At 72.0% G+C, this 19,966-nt stretch carries 17 protein-coding genes; 10 read left to right on the top strand and 7 right to left on the bottom strand.

The window, feature by feature from the left end; translation table 11 throughout:
• Nucleotides 1-221: 221 nt before the first annotated feature.
• The 4 genes from ACZ4EG_RS01195 to ACZ4EG_RS01180 all read left to right on the top strand — a co-directional run bounded on the left by ACZ4EG_RS01195 (nt 222) and on the right by ACZ4EG_RS01180 (nt 5,031).
• Nucleotides 222-1,553, top strand: a complete 1,332-nt coding sequence (locus ACZ4EG_RS01195; RefSeq protein WP_467789100.1) for an ABC transporter substrate-binding protein — start codon at nt 222-224, stop codon at nt 1,551-1,553.
• Nucleotides 1,550-2,575 carry a carbohydrate ABC transporter permease gene (locus ACZ4EG_RS01190; RefSeq protein WP_467789099.1) on the top strand — a complete coding sequence of 342 codons (1,026 nt, stop codon included), beginning with the start codon at nt 1,550-1,552 and terminating at the stop codon, nt 2,573-2,575. Before ACZ4EG_RS01195 ends, ACZ4EG_RS01190 begins: the two co-directional genes overlap by 4 nt.
• Nucleotides 2,572-3,477, top strand: a complete 906-nt coding sequence (locus tag ACZ4EG_RS01185; protein ID WP_453552650.1) for a carbohydrate ABC transporter permease — start codon at nt 2,572-2,574, stop codon at nt 3,475-3,477. The genes ACZ4EG_RS01190 and ACZ4EG_RS01185 overlap by 4 nt, the downstream gene beginning before the upstream one ends.
• 120 nt (nt 3,478-3,597) lie before the next feature.
• On the top strand, nt 3,598-5,031 hold the full coding sequence (locus tag ACZ4EG_RS01180) for a GH1 family beta-glucosidase (RefSeq protein ID WP_453552652.1): 1,434 nt from the start codon (nt 3,598-3,600) through the stop codon (nt 5,029-5,031).
• 115 nt (nt 5,032-5,146) lie between these two features.
• Here the strand turns inward: ACZ4EG_RS01180 and ACZ4EG_RS01175 are convergent, their stop codons facing one another.
• From ACZ4EG_RS01175 to ACZ4EG_RS01160, 4 genes are all read right to left on the bottom strand, one after another.
• Nucleotides 5,147-5,398, bottom strand: coding sequence for a hypothetical protein (locus tag ACZ4EG_RS01175; protein ID WP_467789098.1), 252 nt, complete (start codon nt 5,396-5,398; stop codon nt 5,147-5,149).
• Between the two features lie 365 nt (nt 5,399-5,763).
• A complete protein-coding gene (locus ACZ4EG_RS01170; protein WP_467789097.1) occupies nt 5,764-7,224 on the bottom strand; it encodes a glycoside hydrolase family 18 protein in 1,461 nt (486 codons plus the stop codon).
• Between the two features lie 109 nt (nt 7,225-7,333).
• Nucleotides 7,334-8,737 (bottom strand): sensor histidine kinase, encoded by a 1,404-nt coding sequence (locus tag ACZ4EG_RS01165; RefSeq protein WP_467789096.1) that lies wholly within the window; start codon nt 8,735-8,737, stop codon nt 7,334-7,336.
• Entirely contained in the window at nt 8,734-9,441 is a 708-nt protein-coding gene (locus tag ACZ4EG_RS01160) for a response regulator transcription factor (RefSeq protein WP_453552660.1), read from the bottom strand. The genes ACZ4EG_RS01165 and ACZ4EG_RS01160 overlap by 4 nt, the downstream gene beginning before the upstream one ends.
• Nucleotides 9,442-9,573: 132 nt before the next feature.
• Between ACZ4EG_RS01160 and ACZ4EG_RS01155 the strand changes: the two genes are divergently transcribed.
• The gene (locus ACZ4EG_RS01155; protein WP_467789095.1) at nt 9,574-10,086 is read left to right on the top strand and encodes a hypothetical protein; all 513 of its coding nucleotides are present in this window, start codon (nt 9,574-9,576) and stop codon (nt 10,084-10,086) included.
• 54 nt (nt 10,087-10,140) lie between these two features.
• On the opposite strand, the gene ACZ4EG_RS01150 is transcribed toward ACZ4EG_RS01155, so the two are convergent.
• Both ACZ4EG_RS01150 and ACZ4EG_RS01145 read right to left on the bottom strand, forming a co-directional pair.
• The gene (locus ACZ4EG_RS01150; protein ID WP_467789094.1) at nt 10,141-11,010 is read right to left on the bottom strand and encodes a spermidine synthase; all 870 of its coding nucleotides are present in this window, start codon (nt 11,008-11,010) and stop codon (nt 10,141-10,143) included.
• A gap of 44 nt (nt 11,011-11,054) precedes the next feature.
• Nucleotides 11,055-11,474 (bottom strand): hypothetical protein, encoded by a 420-nt coding sequence (locus ACZ4EG_RS01145; protein ID WP_467789093.1) that lies wholly within the window; start codon nt 11,472-11,474, stop codon nt 11,055-11,057.
• A 250-nt stretch (nt 11,475-11,724) separates the two neighbouring features.
• Between ACZ4EG_RS01145 and ACZ4EG_RS01140 the strand changes: the two genes are divergently transcribed.
• The gene (locus ACZ4EG_RS01140; protein ID WP_467789092.1) at nt 11,725-13,164 is read left to right on the top strand and encodes a hypothetical protein; all 1,440 of its coding nucleotides are present in this window, start codon (nt 11,725-11,727) and stop codon (nt 13,162-13,164) included.
• Between the two features lie 752 nt (nt 13,165-13,916).
• Here the strand turns inward: ACZ4EG_RS01140 and ACZ4EG_RS01135 are convergent.
• Nucleotides 13,917-14,513, bottom strand: a complete 597-nt coding sequence (locus tag ACZ4EG_RS01135) for a histidine phosphatase family protein (RefSeq protein WP_467789091.1) — start codon at nt 14,511-14,513, stop codon at nt 13,917-13,919.
• Between the two features lie 192 nt (nt 14,514-14,705).
• Between ACZ4EG_RS01135 and ACZ4EG_RS01130 the strand changes: the two genes are divergently transcribed.
• The 4 genes from ACZ4EG_RS01130 to ACZ4EG_RS01115 are packed head-to-tail and all read left to right on the top strand — an operon-like array spanning nt 14,706 to nt 19,714.
• The gene (locus ACZ4EG_RS01130) at nt 14,706-15,680 is read left to right on the top strand and encodes a phosphatase PAP2 family protein (RefSeq protein WP_467789090.1); all 975 of its coding nucleotides are present in this window, start codon (nt 14,706-14,708) and stop codon (nt 15,678-15,680) included.
• Nucleotides 15,577-16,800 carry a hypothetical protein gene (locus ACZ4EG_RS01125; protein ID WP_467789089.1) on the top strand — a complete coding sequence of 408 codons (1,224 nt, stop codon included), beginning with the start codon at nt 15,577-15,579 and terminating at the stop codon, nt 16,798-16,800. Before ACZ4EG_RS01130 ends, ACZ4EG_RS01125 begins: the two co-directional genes overlap by 104 nt.
• Nucleotides 16,791-18,380: a hypothetical protein gene (locus ACZ4EG_RS01120; protein WP_467789088.1), complete on the top strand. Its 1,590-nt coding sequence runs from the start codon at nt 16,791-16,793 to the stop codon at nt 18,378-18,380. The genes ACZ4EG_RS01125 and ACZ4EG_RS01120 overlap by 10 nt, the downstream gene beginning before the upstream one ends.
• The gene (locus ACZ4EG_RS01115; protein WP_467789087.1) at nt 18,377-19,714 is read left to right on the top strand and encodes an AAA domain-containing protein; all 1,338 of its coding nucleotides are present in this window, start codon (nt 18,377-18,379) and stop codon (nt 19,712-19,714) included. The genes ACZ4EG_RS01120 and ACZ4EG_RS01115 overlap by 4 nt, the downstream gene beginning before the upstream one ends.
• The last annotated feature ends 252 nt before the right edge of the window (nt 19,715-19,966 follow it).

Below are 19,966 nucleotides of genomic sequence, written 5' to 3'. Positions count from 1 at the left end.
TTAGCTAACAGCCCGATAACTGAACACAGGGCTCCTCGTCCGCTCCCTTGACACCCCGCCTCGGACCGACGACTCTTCAACACATCACCTGTGGGAGCGCTCCCACAGTACCTGACACATACACATCCCGCACGTTCCCCGCCCGAGCCGCAGCGAGTACGAACGGGCCCAACCAGTGCAGTTGGCCGGGGGGTCGGCACGTCAGGCAACAGGAGGACGCAATGCGCACGAGTACCCGCCGGTCCCACAGGCTGGTGGCCCTCGCGGCCGTCGCCGCGCTGGCCACGGGACTGCTGGCCGGCTGCGCCAACGACTCGGACGACGGCTCGTCCAACTCGGACAACGGCGGCAACGGCAGTGGCAAGGGCAAGACCACACTGACCATCGGGACCTTCGGCGTCTTCGGCTACAAGCAGGCCGGCCTCTACGACGAGTACATGAAGCTCCACCCGAACATCAACATCAAGGAGAACGTCACCACCCGTACCGATGTGTACTGGCCGAAGGTGCTGACCCGGCTGCAGGCCGGTTCCGGCACCGACGACATCCAGGCGATCGAGGTCGGCAACGTCACCGAGGCCGTGCAGACGCAGGCGAACAAGTTCGTGGACCTCGGCAAGGAGGTCGACAAGTCCCAGTGGCTGGACTGGAAGCTGGCCCAGGCCACCACCAAGGACGGCAAGACGATCGGGCTCGGCACGGACGTCGGTCCGATGGCGATCTGCTACCGCAAGGACCTGTTCAAGAAGGCCGGCCTGGAGACCGACCGGACCAAGCTCGCCGCGCAGTGGAAGGGCGACTGGGCCAAGTACGTCGACCTGGGCAAGGAGTACATGAAGAAGGCGCCCAAGGGCACCAAGTTCGTGGACTCCGCCTCCTCGGTCTACAACGCGGCCCTCGGCGGCGGCAGCGAGCGGTACTACGACAAGGACGGCAACGTCATCTGGGACAAGTCCGACGGCGTGAAGAAGGCCTGGGACGTCGCGATGACCGTGGCGACCAGCGACATGTCGGCCAAGCTGAAGCAGTTCGACAAGCCGTGGGACCAGGGCTACGCCAATGGCACCTTCGCCACGGTGGCCTGCCCGGCCTGGATGATCGGCTACATCGAGCAGAAGTCCGGTGACTCCGGCAAGGGCAACTGGGACGTGGCGGCCGCGCCGACCGCGGCCAACTGGGGCGGCTCCTTCCTCGGCGTGCCGACGGCGGGCAAGCACCAGAAGGAGGCCATCGCCCTGGCCAAGTGGCTGACCGCGCCCGAGCAGCAGGCCAAGGTCTTCGCCAAGCAGGCCAGCTTCCCGTCGACCCCGTCGGCGTACGCCGGCCTGAAGCCGGCCGCGGACACGACCTCGTACTTCTCCGACGCGCCGATCACGCAGATCTTCGCCGACTCGGCCAAGACCATCCCGGTCCAGTACTTCGGCATCAAGGACCAGCCGATCAACACCGCACTGACCGACGTCGGCATCCTCCAGGTGGAGCAGAAGGGCAAGTCCCCGGCCCAGGGCTGGGACGCCGCCACCAAGGAGATCAAGGACGTGCTCGGCCAGTGACCAGCCCCAAGCAGGCTCTCGCGCAGCCCGCGTCGAGCGCCGACGCCGCGTCCGGCTCCCAGCCGGGCGCGGCCCGGGGCGCTCACGGTCGCGGTGGGCCGGCGGGCGCCGACTCCTGGCGCAGCCGGCTGTACCGCTGGGACATGAAGGCGTCGCCGTACGCGTTCGTCGCCCCCTTCTTCGTCCTCTTCGGGGCCTTCTCCCTGGTCCCGCTGCTGTACACGGCCTGGTACTCGCTGCACGACGTGCAGCTGTCCTCGCTGGACCACCAGACCTGGGCGGGCCTGGACAACTACAAGAACCTGTTGTCCTCGGACTTCTTCTGGAACGCCCTGCAGAACACCTTCTCCATCGGTCTGATCTCCACGGTGCCGCAGCTGCTCGCGGCGATCTGGCTGGCGCATCTGCTCAACTACAAGCTGCGCGGCTCGACCGTGTGGCGGGTCGTGATGCTCACCCCGTACGCCACCTCGGTGGCCGCGGCGACCCTGGTCTTCACGCTGCTGTACTCCTGGGACGGCGGCATGGTCAACTGGGTGCTGCACTTCTTCGGGGTCAATCCGGTCAACTGGCGCGAGTCGGACTGGGGTTCGCAGTTCGCGGTGTCCTCGATCGTGATCTGGCGGTGGACCGGCTACAACGCGCTGATCTATCTGGCGGCGATGCAGGCGATTCCGGCCGACCTGTACGAATCTGCGGCGATCGACGGCGCCAACCGCTGGCAGCAGTTCCGGCACGTCACCGTCCCGCAGCTGCGACCGACGATCCTGTTCACGGTGGTCGTCTCCACCATCGGCGCGACCCAGCTCTTCGGTGAGCCGCTGCTGTTCGGCGGGGTCAGCGGTTCGAAGGGCGGCTCCGAGCACCAGTACCAGACGCTCGGCCTGTACATGTACGACCAGGGCTGGATCATCGGCAACCTCGGCAAGGCGTCCGCGATCGCCTGGTCGATGTTCCTGATCCTGCTGATCATCGCCGTGATCAATCTGGTGCTCACCCGACGTCTGAGGAAGACCCAATGACGACCAGTGAACTGACGATTCCGCAGGCGGCGAAGGGCACCTCCGACCGCAGGCCCGGGCGCCGCCGGGTGATGGGCGCGGGCAAGCAGTTGCACGCCGGTCCGGTCACCTATGTCGTGCTGGTCGTGTTCTCGCTCGTCTCGCTCGCGCCGCTGGTGTGGACGGCGGTGGCCGCCTCGCGCACCGACCGCAGGCTGGCCGAGACGCCGCCGCCGCTGTGGTTCGGCGGCAATCTGTTCAAGAACCTGCAGGCCGCCTGGGACCAGGCGGGGCTCGGCACCGCGATGTTCAACTCCACGCTCGTCGCGGGCGCGATCACCATCTCCACGGTGCTGTTCTCCACGCTCGCCGGCTTCGCCTTCGCCAAGCTGCGGTTCCGGTTCTCGGGCGTTCTGTTGCTGCTGACCATCGGCACGATGATGATCCCGCCGCAGCTGGCCGTCGTACCGCTGTATCTGTGGATGTCGGACCTGGGCTGGTCGAACCAGTTGCAGACGGTGATCCTGCCGAGCCTGGTGACCGCGTTCGGCACGTTCTTCATGCGGCAGTACCTGGTGCAGGCGCTGCCGTCCGAGCTGATCGAGGCGGCCCGGGTGGACGGGGCCAGCAGCATCCGGATCGTGTGGCACGTCGTGTTCCCCGCGGCACGGCCGGCGATGGCCGTACTCGGCCTGCTGACCTTCGTGTTCGCCTGGAACGACTTCCTGTGGCCGATCATCGCCCTGAACCAGCAGAACCCGACCGTGCAGGTCGCGCTCAACTCGCTCGGTACCGGCTATGTCCCGGACCAGGCGGTCATCATGGCGGGCGCGCTGCTCGGGACCCTGCCGCTGCTCATCGCCTTCCTCCTGTTCGGCAAGCAGATCGTGGGCGGGATCATGCAGGGCGCGATCAAGGGCTGATCCCCGCCCGGCCCGTGCCGAAGGCCCGGGGGGCGGGCCACCGCCGCCCCGCCCCCCGCATCCCCTCCCCTTCCCCCCACCCACCCGTCGGTCTCCACGACCTCTTATGGGAGCGCTTCCATGACTGAACCCATTACCTCAGTGACCTTTCCTCCCGCCTTCCTCTGGGGCGCCGCAACCTCCGCGTACCAGATCGAGGGGGCGGTGCGGGAGGACGGCCGCACGCCCTCGATCTGGGACACCTTCAGTCATACGCCGGGCAGGACCGCCGCAGGTGAGACCGGTGACATCGCTGTCGACCACTACCACCGCTACCGCGACGACGTGGCGCTGATGGCGGAGCTGGGCCTGAACGCGTACCGGTTCTCGGTCTCCTGGTCGCGGGTGCAGCCGACGGGCCGGGGGCCTGCGGTGCAGGTGGGCCTGGACTTCTACCGGCGTCTGGTGGACGAGCTCCTCGCCCATGGCATCCGGCCCGCGATCACCCTCTACCACTGGGACCTGCCGCAGGAGCTGGAGGAGGCGGGCGGCTGGCCGGAGCGGGACACGGCTCACCGCTTCGCCGAGTACGCGCAGATCGTCGGCGAGGCGCTCGGCGACCGGGTGGAGCAGTGGATCACGCTCAACGAGCCGTGGTGCAGCGCCTTCCTGGGGTACGGCTCGGGTGTGCACGCCCCGGGCCGTACCGAGCCGGCGGCCGCGCTGAGGGCCGCGCACCACCTCAATCTGGCCCACGGGCTGGGCGCTTCGGCCCTCCGCTCGGTGATGCCGGCCCGCAACTCGGTCGCGGTGAGCCTCAACTCCTCGGTGGTGCGCACGGTTTCCCAGGACCCGGCGGACCTGGCGGTCGGCCGGAAGATCGACGACCTGGCCAACGGCGTCTTCCACGGCCCGATGCTGCACGGTGCCTATCCGCAGACGCTGTTCGAGGCGACGGCCCAGATCACCGACTGGTCGTACGTCCTCGACGGCGACCTGCGGACCATCAACCAGCCGCTGGACGCGCTGGGCCTGAACTACTACACCCCGACGCTGGTCTCGGCCGCCGACCCTTCGGACACGTCCGCCCGGCGCGCGGACGGACACGGCGCGAGCGAGCACTCCCCCTGGCCGGGCGCGGACGACGTGGCCTTCCACCAGACGCCGGGCGAGCGCACGGAGATGGGCTGGACGATCGACCCGACGGGTCTGCACGACCTGATCATGCGCTATTCGCGTGAGGTGCCCGGCCTGCCCCTGTACGTCACCGAGAACGGCGCGGCCTACGACGACAAGCCCGACCCGGACGGCCGCGTCCACGACCCCGAGCGCATCGCCTATCTGCACGGCCATCTGTCGGCGGTCCGCCGCGCCATCACGGACGGCGCGGACGTGCGCGGCTACTACCTGTGGTCCCTGATGGACAACTTCGAGTGGGCATACGGCTTCGGGAAGCGCTTCGGCGCGGTGTACGTGGACTACGCAACGCTGGCCCGGACCCCGAAGTCGAGCGCACGCTGGTACGCACGCGCGGCCCGAACGGGCTCCCTCCCGCCGCTGGAACCCACGGCCTGACACCCCATGAACAGGGCGCGGCACCCGAAGGGGAGTGCCGCGCCCGCGAGGCCGAGCAGCGGCAAGGGCCCCGCGGAGTCCGACTCCGCGGGGCCCTTCTCTGCGCCACTGCCGGTCACGACTCCGCGAACAGCTCCTCGGCACTTGCGACGGTGAGGGCACGGTCGAACCATGTGCCCAGGATGTCCAGGTCGGTGCAGCTGGTGACCCGCTCCCGAACGGCATCGGGGACCTCGATGTCACGCCGGTCGAGGATACGGAGGATGTCCTCGGCGCGGCCCTCCGCACGGCCCTCCGCGCGGCCCTCGATGAGGGTTTCCTCGATGAGGGTGCCGCTGCCGGGGAAACGCGGGGTGTATGTGGCCATCAGGTTCCTCCACAGTTGACGGGCCGGGGTTTCGCCCAGGCCGATTTCGGTGAATTCCGCCCAGCCCTTCGCGATCTCGCCGCCGGTGTCGGCCAGCGCCGCAGCCAGCGCGTCCAGTATCGCAGGAAGGCCCGGATCCTCGGCGTGAGCGAGCGCGGAGAAGACGGCGAGGGCAAGGTTCAGCCATACGGATGAATGTGCCGCTGGCCTATGCCGAATACTGTCGCGCGAGCTCGAACCGTGTGGCGTTGGCCATCGGCGTAACGGACGACGGGCAGCCCTGCGGCTCCGTCAAGGATGGCGAGGGGCCGGAACAGTGTCGTTCCGGCCCCTTTGAGGATCCCGACAAAGCTGGGATCTGTCCGTCAGCCGATCGCCCCGAAGGCCTTCGAGAAGGCGGACTTGTCCTGGGTGATGGAGCTGCAGGTTGCGTCCGCGGTGGGCTTGGTGCCGCCTTCGCACTGCTTGTCGCGGGTTGCCGACCACATCGACAGCCAGCCGAGGCCCTTGGACTTGGCGAAGTTGACCAGCTGGGTGGCGTCGTCGACCTTGAAGATCTCGGAGGAGACGTCGTTGACGCCGATCATCGGGGTCACGGCGACCGTCTTCCAGGCCGCGCTGTCGGAGAGCGCCAGCACGCTCTTGACCTGGGCCTGGGTGGCGGTGGCGGCCTGTTCGGCGTAGGTGCCCATGTCGCCGCTGTAGGCGGGGCCGTAGTCCATCGCCATGATGTTGACCGTGCTGATCTTCACGCCGTTGGACTTGGCGTTGGACAGGAGGTTCACGCCGTCCTGGGTGAGGCCCTCGGGCATCACCGGGAGGGTGAAGGAGACGTCCAGGTTCGGGTGCTGCGCCTGGAGCTTGGCTATCGCCTTGGCGCGCAGGGTGTTCGCCGCCGTGTTGGGCAGCGCGCCGCCCTCCACGTCGAAGTCGACCTTGGTGAGCTTGTACGCGTCCACGGCCTTGCCGTACGCCGCCGCCAGCGCGTCCGCCGAGGAGCAGGTCGTCGCCAGTTCGGAGCCGGAGGCGCCGCCGAAGGAGACGCGGACGTCGCCACCCTTGGCGCGCAGGGCGCCTATCTGGGAGGCGACCCCGTCGCTGGACAGGTCCGACACCCCGCCCCACTTGGGCGTGCAGCCTCCTCCGTCCGTGATGAAGGCGAGGTTGTAGTTCTTCACGCCGGTCGCGTTCGCGCTCGCCACCAGGTCGAAGGCCGGGTAGAGGGAGGTGTCGACGTAGGGGGCGAAGCCGGCGGAGGTGGTCGTGCCGGTGCCGGTGCTCTGGGACGGGGAGGCCGTTGCCGTCGGGGTGGGAGTGGGGGTGGGGGTTGTGCTGTGCGTCGGCGTCGGGGTCGGGGTCGGTGACTGTGTCGGGCGGCCCGTCGGCTCGGGCGTCGCGGTGTCGTCGGCGGAACACTTCGCGTTGTCGATACGGCAACCGGACGGGTCGCCGGTGCCGTTGACCACGAAGCCGACGGTGACCGACTTGCCGGGCGCCAGGCCGTCCGTGTCCCACTTGGGGGGCTTCACGGTGACGTGCTGCCCGCTCACGCTCGACTCGCCGTTCCACAGGGAGCTGAGCTTCGCGCCGGCCGGCAGGTCGAACTCCAGCGTCCAGTCCTTCTCCGTCTGGCCGCTGTTGTTCGTGACGACGTACTGCGCGGTGTAACCCGTCGACCAGTCGCTGGTCTTGGTGTACGCGGCGCCGACACCCGCGGCCTGCGCGATACCGCTGAACATGACCGCTCCGCCGCCGACCACGGCCGCGGCCACCAGGCCGCCGATCGCCTTGTTCCTGCCACTGATCCTGCGCCGGTGGATGCTCATCCTCGTGCCTGCCTTCACTGTTCCGTGGGGTGAGGTGCGGCAGACGCTAGCGGTAGGGATTCGGACAAACGGCCTGATAGGGACGGCGGTTGGGGATCTTAGGGTGCGCTTAAGGAAGGGATCGGGACCGGTTAAAGGTCGAGACCAATTTGCCGGAACGGCGGCGGCGCACGGCCCCCCGGTGTCCCCTGCGCACCGGCTCCCGCCCGTCCAGCTGGATCCAGATGCGCACCTCGGTGCCGCCGAGGACGGACGAGCCGATCCGCACGTCCCCGCCCGTCGACTCGGCGAGCCGGCGCACGATGTCCAGGCCGAGGCCGGTCGAGCCGTCGGTGCCGGAGCCGCGGCCGCGGGCCATTGCCGCCTCGGGGTCGGGTATGCCGGGGCCCGCGTCCGAGACCAGCACGATCACCGCGTCCTCGCCGTTGTGCACGTCCACCGCGAAGGCCGTGCCCTCCGCCGTGTGCCGGAAGACATTGCCGAGCAGCGCGTCGAGCGCGGCGGCCAGGTCGGCCCGGGCCACAGGTATCCGCACCGGCCGCCCGACCCCGGCCACTCGCCACTTGCGGCCCTCGTCCTCGGCGAGCGCGGACCAGAACTCCATCCGCTTCCGGACCACTTCGGCCGCGTCGCACCCGCCGCCGGGGCCGGCCGTGGCGGTCTGCGGCTTGGCCTCCCGTGCCGTACGGATGATCGTGTCGACCTCGCGCTCCAGCTGGGCGACCGCGGCCCTGGTCTGCTCCGCGGCGGGCCCCTCGCCGAGCGAGGCCGTGTTCAGCCGCAGGACGGTGAGTGGGGTGCGCAGCCGGTGGGACAGGTCCGCCGCCAGCTCACGCTCGTTCGCCAGGAGTTGGACGACCTGGTCGGCCATGGAGTTGAACGCCACCGCCGCCAGCCGCAGTTCGTTCGGCCCCTCCTCCGGCACCCGCGCCCCGAGCTTCCCCTCCCCCAGCTCGTGCGCGCCCTCGACCAGCCGCTGCGCGGGCTGCACCATGCGCACGCCCAGCCGGTCGGCGACCGCGACCGAGCCGAGGATCAGCGCGATGCCGACGACGGCGAGGACTCCCCAGGCCGTGCCGACGCCATTGCTGACCTCGGACTCGGGGACGTACACCTCGACGACGGCGATCGCGCCGGAGCTCAGCGCGACCGGCTGGAGCAGCGTGGAGCCGCCCGGCACCGCGGTCGTGGAGGCGCGGCCCAGCCGGCGCACGGTCGCGATGTCCCGGTTCGCGGCGCGCTGCCGGCCGATGTCGACGGCCGCCGCCGTGTCCACGGCCGGTATGTGCACCGCCATCCCGGCGTCGGCGCCCGCCGAGGCGACCACTCGCTCCAGCTTGTCGCGGTCGGTGGTGATGGACAGCGCGGGGGCGACCGCCGCGGCCTCCCGCTCCGCGTTGGAGAAGGCGCGGTCCCTGGCCATCTCCTTGATGACGAGCCCGAGCGGGACGGCGAAGGCGACCACGACCATCGTGGTGACCGCCAGACAGACCTTGACCAGTGCCCACCTCATCGCGCCGGCTCCGCATCCCCGGGTGGCTCCAGCTTCACGCCGACACCGCGCAGGGTGTGCAGATAGCGCGGCCGCGCCGCCGTCTCGCCCAGCTTCCGCCGCAGCCAGGACAGATGGACGTCGATGGTCTGGTCGTCGCCGTAGGACTGCTGCCAGACCTCGGCGAGCAGTTCCTTGCGCGGGACGACGACGCCGGGGCGGCCGGCCAGGAAGGCCAGGAGGTCGAACTCACGGCGGGTCAGATCGAGCCGGATGCCGTCGAGTTCGGCCTGGCGGCGCTGTGGGTCGACGCTCAGACCGCCGACGCGGATGACGGCCGACGGCGGGACGTCGGCCGCGGACGCCCGGGAGCGGCGCAGGACGGCGGCGATGCGCGCCGACAGGTGCTCGACGGAGAACGGCTTGGTGAGATAGTCGTCCGCCCCGGCGTTCAGCAGCCGGACGACCTCCGTCTCGTCGTCCCGGGCGGTGGCGATGATGACCGGCACGTCGGTGATGCCGCGCAGCATCTTCAGGGCCTCGGAGCCGTCCAGATCGGGCAGACCGAGGTCCAGGATGACCACGTCGAAACGGAAATGGGCGACCTCGCGCAGCGCCTCCAGTGCCGTACCGACGCTGCGCACGGTGTGCGAGGCGTCGGTCAGATGCCGGATGAGCGCCGAGCGTACGAACTGGTCGTCCTCGACCACGAGCACACTTGCCATGCGCCGCACCGTACGCCATGGGAGCGGCGCAGGTCCGGCCCTGTGGACAACCGCTTGTGGATAACTCGGGCCGACTCGGGTCGACTCCGGCCGGATGCGCGCCGTGGGGCGCCTGAGGCAGTATGGCCGACGATGCGCAGAGGACTCGTACACATACTGGCTTGGTCGCTCGCCACGGGCGCGGCGGTCACGCTGTCGTGGTGGGGCGTCCATACGGTGATGGCGGGCACGGCGTACGACCCGCCACGCGCCCTGCCCATCACGGCGGCGGACGCGACGACGCAGGGCTCGAAGCCGCTGGCGTCCGCGACGTCCCGGCCGCCCGCCGCTTCCGCGTCACCGTCGGACAAGCCGCCGGCGACCGGCTCGTCGGCGCCCTCGCGGAAGCCGGCGACGAACGCCACTGTCTCCCCCACCGCCTCCGGTCAGGTCAAGAGCTATGACACGACCGGCGGGCGGGCGGTCTTCGACCTGGGCAGGACCAGCGCGACGCTGGTCTCGGCGACGCCGGGCACCGGCTGGTCGATGCAGGTGTGGAAGACGGAGACGTGGATCCGGGTGGAGTACAGCAAGGGCGCGGACCGGGTGTCGGTGTTCTGCACCTGGCACGACGGGCCACCGCATGTGGAGGTGAACACCTACTGACGGCACCGCCGCCGGCAGCGCCACCGGACACCGGACACGCCACCGCCCCCCGGGTCAGCGGAACACCGAGGGCGGTGGGGCCGGGGAGGCCACCGCCGCCTCGTCCGTCACGGGTACGGCGCCGCCGGTGAAGTCGGTGAGCTGTCGGCCGTGTTCGACCCGGCCGGGGTGCGGGTCCGAGGCTGCCCGGCGGGTCAGTTCGGCGAGCGGCAGGGGGTGGTCGGAGGCGACGAGGACCGCGTTGCCGAACCGCTTGCCGCGCAGCACGGCCGGGTCGGCGACGAGGGCGAGCTCGGTGAACCGGGCGGCCGCGGTGGCGATCTGGCCGCGCAGATGGGCGAGCGGCGGTCCGTCGGCGAGGTTGGCGGCGTAGACGCCGGTGGGGTTCAAGGCGCGGCGGACCTCGTCGAGGAACTCGGTCGAGGTGAGGTGGGCGGGTGTGCGGGCCGCGCTGAACACATCGGCTATGACCAGGTCGGCCCAGCCGTCCGGCACCTTGGCCAAGCCCTCGCGGGCGTCCGCCGACCGCACCCGGATCCGGGCGCCGGGGTCCAACGGGAGTTGTCGGCGGACCAGTTGGACGAGGCTCGCGTCGCGCTCGACGACCTGCTGGGTGGAGCGGGGGCGGGTGGCGGCGACGTACCGGGCGAGGGTGAAGGCGCCACCGCCGAGGTGCACGGCGTGCACGGGTCTGCCGGGCGGGGCGACCAGGTCGATGACGTGCCCGAGCCGCCGCTGGTACTCGAAGAAGAGGTAGCACGGGTCGTCGAGGTCGACGTGCGACTGCGGGGCGCCGTCTATCAGCAGGGTCCAGGCCCGGCTCCGGTCGGGGTCGGGTATGAGCTGCGCGAGCCCTCCGTCGACGGTCTCCGTGACGGCCTCGACGGCGGCCGACCTGCGACGCTGGTTCCTGGACTTGCCCACGCCACCATTTTCGCAGGTGGGTGCGGGGCGTGCCGCGCGGAGCCTCAGCGGCGGCTGTCCGCGGCCTCGATCAGTCGCGCCGCTTCCCCGAGGGCTCTTCGCAGCACCAGCGGATCCGTCGCGAGCTCGGCCTCGCCGGGGGGCAGCAGCCAGTCCGAACCCTCCAGCGGGGGCTCCGGATTCAGGCTCAGTCCGCGGCCGTCGGTCTCCGTGCACGTGCTCCCGGGGACGTCCCACGCGGCCGCGGTGCCCGGTGGCACGAGAAAGCCGAGCGTGTCGCACCCGTCGTCGTGCAGTACGGGCCCCACCGCCTCCCCGGCCCCCCGGCGCAGGATGTCGACCGCCTCCAGCCCCTGTCTGGCCGGCACCGTCACGAGGTCGCACGCCGGTTCCGACGGCGTACACGGATCGTCGTGCGTACAAGGATCGTTGCTCTCGCTGGTCTCCATCCCGGCCTCCACCACGCAGCCCGCTTGCAGTCCATGAGGTCCAACGCGGCACGGCGTCAACGGCTACGGCACAAGTCAGCCGCAAAGGATGGCAGTTCATGGCAGATCGTGGATGAGATATCCGGTTTGTAGCTAAACACTGCGTGGCGGACCGGACACAGCAGGTACGTTCTTGCCCGCCGGAACCAAGATGCCACACGGGCGACTCAGCCCGTTTTGCACCGTATCCGGCGCGGTTCGACGGTTCGCACGAGAGGACCCGGCCATGGCGTCGTCAACCGTGACCTCGTCACAGCCCGAGCGGCCACCACGGCCGAATCTCGCCTTCCGGCAGCTGCGCGCCCGGCGGTCACCCGCCGAGTTCGCGGCTCTGGTGCGGCGGGCCGCCCGTGAGATCGGCGAGCGGGTCAGCTGTGACGCTCGTTACATCGGCCGGGTCGAGGCAGGCGAGATCCGCTGCCCGAACTATGCGTACGAACGGGTGTTCCTGCACATGTTCCCCGGCCGCACGCTCGCCGACCTCGGCTTCGCGCCCCGCTCGTCCGTCCGCGGACGCGGGGCGCGCCCGGCCGAGGACGAGCCCCCCTCGCGCATCACGCTCCCGGCGTTCGCCACGTGTGAGACGCGGGGGGCCCACGAGCCGTATGACACGCAGGACCCGTACGTCACGCACGAGAACCACGAGGAGAGCGACGTGCTACGTCGCGCATTCATGACCGGCGGGGGCGCCACGGTGGCCGCCGCGCTGGGCCCGTTCGGGCTCACCATCGACGCCGCGGCCGCCGGCCGGCCGAGCCGCCGCGCCGGGTCCGGGGAGGCGGCAGCCCTTGAGGAGGCCGTCCGCAGAATCCGGCTGCTCGACGACCGGCACGGCGCGGACGGCCTCTACTGGCGCGCGGCGGCTCCGCTGCGCGCCGCGTACGAGCTGCTGGACGCCGGTACGACCCGGCAGACGACCGCCGACCGGCTGCACTCCGGCGCCGGTGAACTCGCCATCTCGGTGGGCTGGCTGGCGCACGACTCCGGGCGCTTCGACGACGCCCGCTCGCACTACGCGGAGGCGCTGGCGACCGCCCGGATGATCGGCGACGACGCCCTGGAGGCGCACGCCTTCTGCAATACGGCGTTCCTCGCGCGGGACGCGGGCCGGCCCCGGGAGGCGGTGCGGGCGGCACAGGCCGCCCAGCGGGCGGGGCGGTCACTGGGCTCCGCGCGCCTGATGTCGCTGCTCGCGCTGCGCGAGGCGGGCGGCTGGGCGGGGCTGGCCGACCGCACCGGATGCGAACAGGCGCTGGCCCGCGCGCAGGCCCTCTACGAACGAGGCCACTCGGACGCCGATCCCGAGTGGATGAGCTTCTACGGAGAGGCCGAACTGGAGGGACTGGAAGCGCAGTGCTGGTCGACGCTGGGCGACTGGCCGCGCGCCGCCCGGCACGCCCACCGTGCCGCGCAGCTCCAGGACCCCCACTTCACCCGGAACATCGCCCTGTACACCGCCGAACTCGCCGACGACCTCGCGCGCGGGGGCCGCCCCGACGAGGCGGCACTGGCCGGAATGCAGGTCCTCGACCTCCTGGACCAGGTCCAGTCCTCCCGCATCCAGACGATGCTCGCGGGCACGGCCCGGGTACTGCTGCCGCACCGGCGCGCGTCTGGGGTGTCGGAGTTCCTGGAGAAGCACACCTCACTGCCCCGTTCGGTGTGAAGCGGGGCGGCCGCCCGCCGGGGGTACGGCGGGCGGCGTTCGGGTACGGAGGGCGGTTTTGGCGTGCGGCAACCGGTGTTGACGCACGCCCATGGCTCACGCCGTACGAGCGGGCGATTCCGCGGACGGCAGACGGGTGGGTGCGGGTACGGCGAACGCGACTGGCCGCTCGACGGGGACCGTCGCCGCTTGGAACGGGGCAGTGCCGACCGCCGCGGTCATGGCGGGCGGCTCTCGTTGACGGCGGGCGGTCTTCGCGTAAGAGTGCCGGTTTTGGCGCACACCGGCGGCAGAAGCCGCACGACTGCACGGACCCGCGGACAGCGGACGGCCGGCCCGGGGTGCGGCCGAGCGCGGTGGCGGCAGGTTGCCGAGCAAGACGGCGGGTCTCGCGTACGACGGGTGCCGTTGACGCCGCCGTACGGCGGGGCGGGGTCCGCGCACGGGATGCGACTGCCCTGGGCACGGCGAGCGGGACCGGCCCGACGACAGCGGCCCGTTGCCGTGTAGGGCACGGCGGTCGCATGCGAGCGGTTGCCGCGCCGCGGCAGGCGGCCGGGGCAGGGCGAGCGGGACCCGCCGAGCTACGGCGGACGGCCGGGACAGGCCGAGCGGAACCCGTCGAGTAGCGGCGGGCGACCGGGGCAGGACGACCCGGTCCCGGTCGAGCTGCGCCCGCCCGGCGTGTGCGGTCGGCGTTTGCCGTGTGCGGCAGGTGGGGCGTCGGAGGTGGCCCCGTACGCGCGCGGGGGCTATGCGGCCAGGTGGCCCGAGTCGTTCCAGCTTTCGAGGGCCGGGGCTCCGTAGGCCCAGCCCAGGATCGACAGGGACGTGGGGTTGAGGCGGATGCGGGCCGCGAAGTCCAGGGGCAGGCCCAGCCATCTCGCGCCTATGGAGCGCAGGATGTGCCCGTGCGCGAAGACCAGGACGTCGCGGTCGGCGGACCGGGCCCAGGCGACCACCTCGTCCGCCCGCGCGGTCACCTCGGCGAGGGTCTCGCCCTCGGGCACGCCGTCGCGCCAGATCAGCCAGCCCGGCCGGACGGCCTGGATGTCGTCGGGGGTCATGCCCTCGTAGGCGCCGTAGTCCCACTCCATGAGCGTGTCCCAGACCTCCGCGCGCCCGCCGAACCCGGCGAGTTCGCACGTCTCACGCGCGCGTGCCAGCGGGCTGGTGCGCACCACGACGCCGGGCAGCCCGTCGAACGGCGCCCGGTGCAGCCGCTCGCCGAGGAGCTTGGCACCCCGCCGCCCCTCGTCCAGGAGCGGCACATCGGTCCTGCCGGTGTGCTTGCCGGACAGCGACCACTCGGTCTGTCCATGCCTGGCCAGCAGGATGCGCGGTGCCATTGGGCGACCTTTCCGGGCGGAAATCGGAGGCGGAACCCCTCCATCATCGCCCACCCTGTGCGGGGGCAACCCGGTGGGCGATCTCTGCGTCTTTGAGGGCTGGAGCACCCCATGAGGGGCGAGCGCGTACACCGTAAAGTGTCACGGTCGGCCCACCGGGCGCCGCGGAACAAGAAGGGGGAGGGCGATCGGATGCCGCAGACCGAGACACCGGGCACCGAGGTGTCCCCGAGGACACGGCTGCGCTGGTGGACCGAGCTGCCGCTGATCCTCCTGGTGTACGGCTGCTACTCGGCCGGCCGTCTGCTCGCCCGGGGCGACGTCTCCAGCGCCGTGGACCACGGCCTGGCGATCCTGCGCATCGAGAAGGCCCTGCACCTCAACGCCGAGCACCCGCTCAACCGGCTGTTCACCCGCGAGGCATGGCTCGGCGTACCGGCCGACTTCTGGTACGCGTCGCTGCACTACCTGGTCACGCCCGTGATCCTGGTCTGGCTGTTCCGCAAGCGCACGCAGTTCTACCGCGCCGCCCGCACCTGGCTGATGACGTCCACGTTCATCGGCCTCATCGGCTTCACGCTGCTGCCGACCTGCCCGCCCCGGCTCCTCACCTCCGGCCACGGCTTCGTCGACACGATGGCCCAGTACAGCTCGTACGGCTGGTGGGGCGGCGAGGCCAGCGCCCCGCGGGGCATGGGCGGCATGACGAACCAGTACGCGGCCATGCCGAGCCTGCACGTGGGCTGGGCCCTGTGGTGCGGTGTGATGCTGTGGCGCTACGGCGGCACGCGCGTGGCGAAGGCCTTCGGCATCGCCTACCCGCTGCTGACCGCAATCGTGGTCATGGGCACCGCCAACCACTACTCCCTCGACGCGGTCGCGGGCGTGGCCGTGATGGGCGTCGGCCTGCTGCTCGCGCCGTACATGATGCGCGTCGCGGACCTGGTCCGGGCCCGGCTGGCCCCGCGCACCCCGGTCGTCGCGGCACACTCCGGCGTCGCGGGCTCCCCGATTGTCGGCGCAGGTTCCTCGATTGTCAGTGGCGGATGCCAGACTTCCGCGGGTGAGCGAATTCCACGGCAGCGCGAGGAGCGGATCGGATCCGCGGCCGAGCCGGACGCCTCTTCCACGGACGCGGGGGACGGCGCTCCGGCAGCGGCTCGCTGAGCTGCGCGGACCGGACGTACCGGCCAAGGCACTGGACGCGCGCGCCCTGGCGGCGCTCGCCGCGAACCCGGGGTGCCGACGGCGCGCGATCCTCGACGGCGCCGGAGTGGACAAGGTGGCACTGGCGAGCGCGCTGGGCGCGCCGTCCGCCTTCGGACAGTCGCAGTTCGCCCTCACCCGGGGCAACGCGTTCGAGGCACGGGTGAAGGCCGACGGCGGCGCGGAACTGCTGCGGCTGGCGCACACCCGGCTGGACCCGGGCGCCGAACCCCCGCACGAGGCGCGGGTGCCCGACCTGTCCGCCATCGGCCCCGAGGGGCGCACCGCGCGTACGGCGCTGGCGCTGCGCGAGGCCACCGAGGCGCGCGGCAGCTGGACACTGCTCGACCACCCGATGCTCGCCCTCGACGTCGCGGGCTCCCCCGCCTTCCTCGAGCCGGACGCGGTGGTCGTGCACCCGGACGGCAGCTGGACGGTCGTGGAGATCAAGTCCTTCCCGCTGCTGGACGGTTCGGCGGACCCGGCGAAGGTCGGCGCGGCCGCGCGGCAGGCCGCGGTGTACGTGCTGGCACTGGAGGAGGTCGCCGCGCGCCTGGAGCCCGCCCCGCGCGTGCGCCACCGGATCCTGCTGGTCTGCCCGAAGGACTTCTCCAACCTCGCCACCGCCTCCGCCGTCGACGTGCGCAAACAGCGCGCGGTCACCGCCCGCCAGCTGACCCGGCTCACCGGCATCCAGGACATCGCCGACGCGCTGCCCGAGGGCACCTGCTTCGCCCCGGACCTGCCGGCCGAGGAGCTCACGGCCGCGGTCGACGCGGTCCCGGCGACGTACGCGCCCGACTGCCTGGCCGCCTGCGAACTGGCCTTCCACTGCCGGGAACGCTCCCGCGCGGCCGGCGCGGTGACCACCCTGGGCCGCCCGGTCCGCGCCGAACTGGGCGGCCTGACCACGGTCGACGAGGTCCTGTCGGCGGCCCGCGGCGAGACCGGCGACCCGGACGACCCGGCGGTCGCGGCGCTGCGCCGGGCGGCTGCCCTGCGGGCCGAGGCACTGGCGGGCGCCGGTCAGGGGGCGCTGCCCGGCGCCCGGACCGGCCAGGAGGTGGTCCCTTGTCCCTGATCGCCACCCTCGCCCGGCTGGAGGCCATCAGCACCGGCCGGGCCGGTCCCGCCGCCACCGTCCGGCACCGGCATCTGTCCGACCGTCCCCTGGTGTTCGTGCCGCTGACCACCTCCGGTGAGGCCGGTGCCCCGCTCGGGGCGCTGGTCGGCACCGACCGGGACGCGCCGCGCCTGCTCGTCGTACCGCAGCCGCGCGACCGCGACCTGCGCTTCGCGTTCCTCGCCGAACTGGCCGACAGCGTCCTGCCGTACATCGACGACTACGCCCATACGGTCGAGGCCGCCGAGCGCACCGAGACCGACCCGGAGACCGGCAAGCGGGTCAGGGTCGAGGTCGAACTGTGCGCGGACGCCCCGCAGTTGATCGTCCCGGGCCGCGCGGGCATCGACTTCGTACGGCTGCTGGGCCGCTCCATGCGGTTCCGGCGCACCGCCGAGCAGGAGCCCGAGGCCCCGTATCCCGCGCCGCCCCGGGTGCCGCTGCTCGGGCGGTGGCTGACCCACTTCGGGGAGCGGGCCCGGGTGCCCGGCTCCTCGCTGCTGCTGGCCGCGACGGACGTGCTGGCCCGGCACTGGGCGACCGGGCAGTCCGGCCTGGAGGACCAGCACCTGGGCGCGCTGCTCGCCTGGATCGACCCGCCCGAGGGCGAGAGCGGCGCCGAGGCGGCCCTGCGTGCCGGGCATGCGCGGGACGCCGACGACCAGCTGCTGTGCCCGCCCGCCGGCCCGGCCACGGACCCGGCGTTCGACAACAAGCTGCTCGCCCCCGCCTTCGAGCGCTACGACCGCGCGCGTACCGCCCTCGCCGCGGCCGAGGACGGCATGCAGGCCGACGACCGGCTCGGCGTGCTCACCGCCGCCGAGCGGGAGATCCGGGCGCTGGTGGAGAGCCGTACCCGGCCCACCTGGGACGCGGTGTGGCGCGGCATCGACCTGCTGCGGACGCTTCCGGAGGGCGCGCACGTCGAGGAGCGGTGGACCCGCGACCGCTGGTCGTTCACCGGTCACCGCGACCGCGTCGTCGCCGGGGAGCCCCCGCAGCCGCGCCGCGACGACGCGGTGACGGCCGCCGGCAAACTCGCCACGCGCGAGCGCGAGCAGGCCCGGCTGGAGGCCCAGGAGGCGCTGGACGACCCGCTGGTGATGGCCGGGCGGCAGCTGTCCGGGGAGGCGTTCGCGGGCGAGGTCGTCGATGTGGTCATGGCGTACAGCGAGGGCAAGCGGCCCAGTCCGCGCCCGCTGGTCACGGTCCGCACGGACGACCGGCCGCATCTCGGGGAGCGGGCGAAGGTGTACCGCTCGCTGGGCGGGAAGCCGCAGGCGGCCGAGTTCGTCGGACACGAGGGCGAGGGGCTGGTCGTGCTGCGGATCGTCGACAAGATGGGCCGCGGCAAGGAGCCGGAGGAGGGGTCGGTGCCGGAGAAGGGCGACCGGCTCTGCTTCACGCTGTTCGAGCACGAGCAGCGGGGCGGCGCCAAGCTGCCCGACCAGGAGCAGACACCGTGGACGCACGGCGGGCCGCCGGGCGAGGCCGCCGCCGAGGCCGCCGACGCCGTGACCGAGGAGGACGTCCTGTGACCACACCGGCCTTCGACCCCGGTACGGCGGCCGCGCGCGCCACCGACGCGATCCTCCACGACACCCTGCACGGCATCGACCGGGGCGTGGTCGTGGACTCGCCGCCCGGCGCCGGCAAGTCCACGCTCGTCGTCCGCGCGGCGCTCGAACTCGCCGACGCCGGGCGCCCGCTGATGGTGGTCGCGCAGACGAATGCCCAGGTCGACGACCTGGTCGTGCGGCTCGCCGAGAAGAGCCCCGAGCTGCCCGTGGGGCGCCTGCACAGCAGCGACGCCGAGCCGTACGACAAGACGCTGGACGATCTGGCGAACGTACGGAAGTCGGCGAAGGCGGCGGACCTGGCCGGCATCCCGGTCGTCCTGTCCACCGCCGCGAAGTGGGCGCACGTCAAGGTGGACGAGCCGTGGCGGCACGCGATCGTCGACGAGGCGTACCAGATGCGCTCGGACGCGCTGCTCGCCGTGGCCGGACTGTTCGAGCGGGCGCTGTTCGTGGGCGATCCGGGGCAGCTGGACCCGTTCGCGATCGTGGGCAGCGAGCAGTGGGCCGGGCTGTCGTACGACCCCTCGGCCTCGGCGGTGTCGACGCTGCTCGCGCACAATCCGGAGCTGCCGCAGCACCGACTCCCCGTGTCCTGGCGGCTCCCCGCCTCGGCGGCCCCGCTGGTCTCGGACGCCTTCTACCCCTACACGCCGTTCCGCAGCGGCACGGACCACGGCGACCGGCGCCTGGGCTTCGCGGTCCCGTCGGACGGCTCGGGCCCGGACCGGGTGATCGACGAGGCGGCGGAGTCCGGCTGGGGCCTGCTGGAGCTGCCCGCGCGGCACACTCCGCGGACCGATCCGGAGGCGGTGCGGGCGGTGGCGACGGTCGTACGACGGCTGCTGGACCGGGGTGGCGCGGCCACGTCGGAGCGCTCGCCCGAGCCCGCTCCCCTGACCGCGGACCGGATCGCGGTCGGCACGGCGCACCGGGACCAGGCGGCGGCGGTGCGGGCGGCCCTGGCGGAACTGGGCGTGCAGGACGTCACGGTCGACACCGCGAACCGACTGCAGGGCCGGGAGTTCGACGTCACGGTGGTCCTGCACCCGCTCTCCGGCCGCCCCGACGCCACCGCCTTCCACCTGGAGACGGGCCGCCTGTGCGTCCTCGCCTCCCGGCACCGTCAGGCCTGCATCGTGGTCTGCCGGGCAGGCGTGACCGACCTCCTGGACGACTACCCGTCGACGGAACCGGTCCAGCTGGGCACGGTCGTGAAGTTCCCGGACGGATGGGAGGCGAACCATGCGGTACTCGCACACCTGGCCGAACACAGGGTGGTGTGGCGGCCCTGACCGCACCGCCGGCATCTACCCAGGCAGACGATCAGCCCGACGCCGCCCCATCCGCCGGACGGAGTCCGGCACGCCGCCGGAGGCGGCCAATGGATACAGCCCGGACGGATGGGAGGCGAACCATGCGGCACTCACACACCTGGCCGAACACAGGATGGTGTGGCGGCCCTGACCGCACCGCCGGCATCTACCCAGGCAGACGATCAGCCCGACGCCGCCCCATCCGCCGGACGGAGTCCGGCACGCCGCCGG

It is taken from the genome of Streptomyces sp. NPDC025638 (genome assembly GCF_055558775.1).
This window is presented reverse-complemented; position numbering and strand designations above follow the sequence as displayed.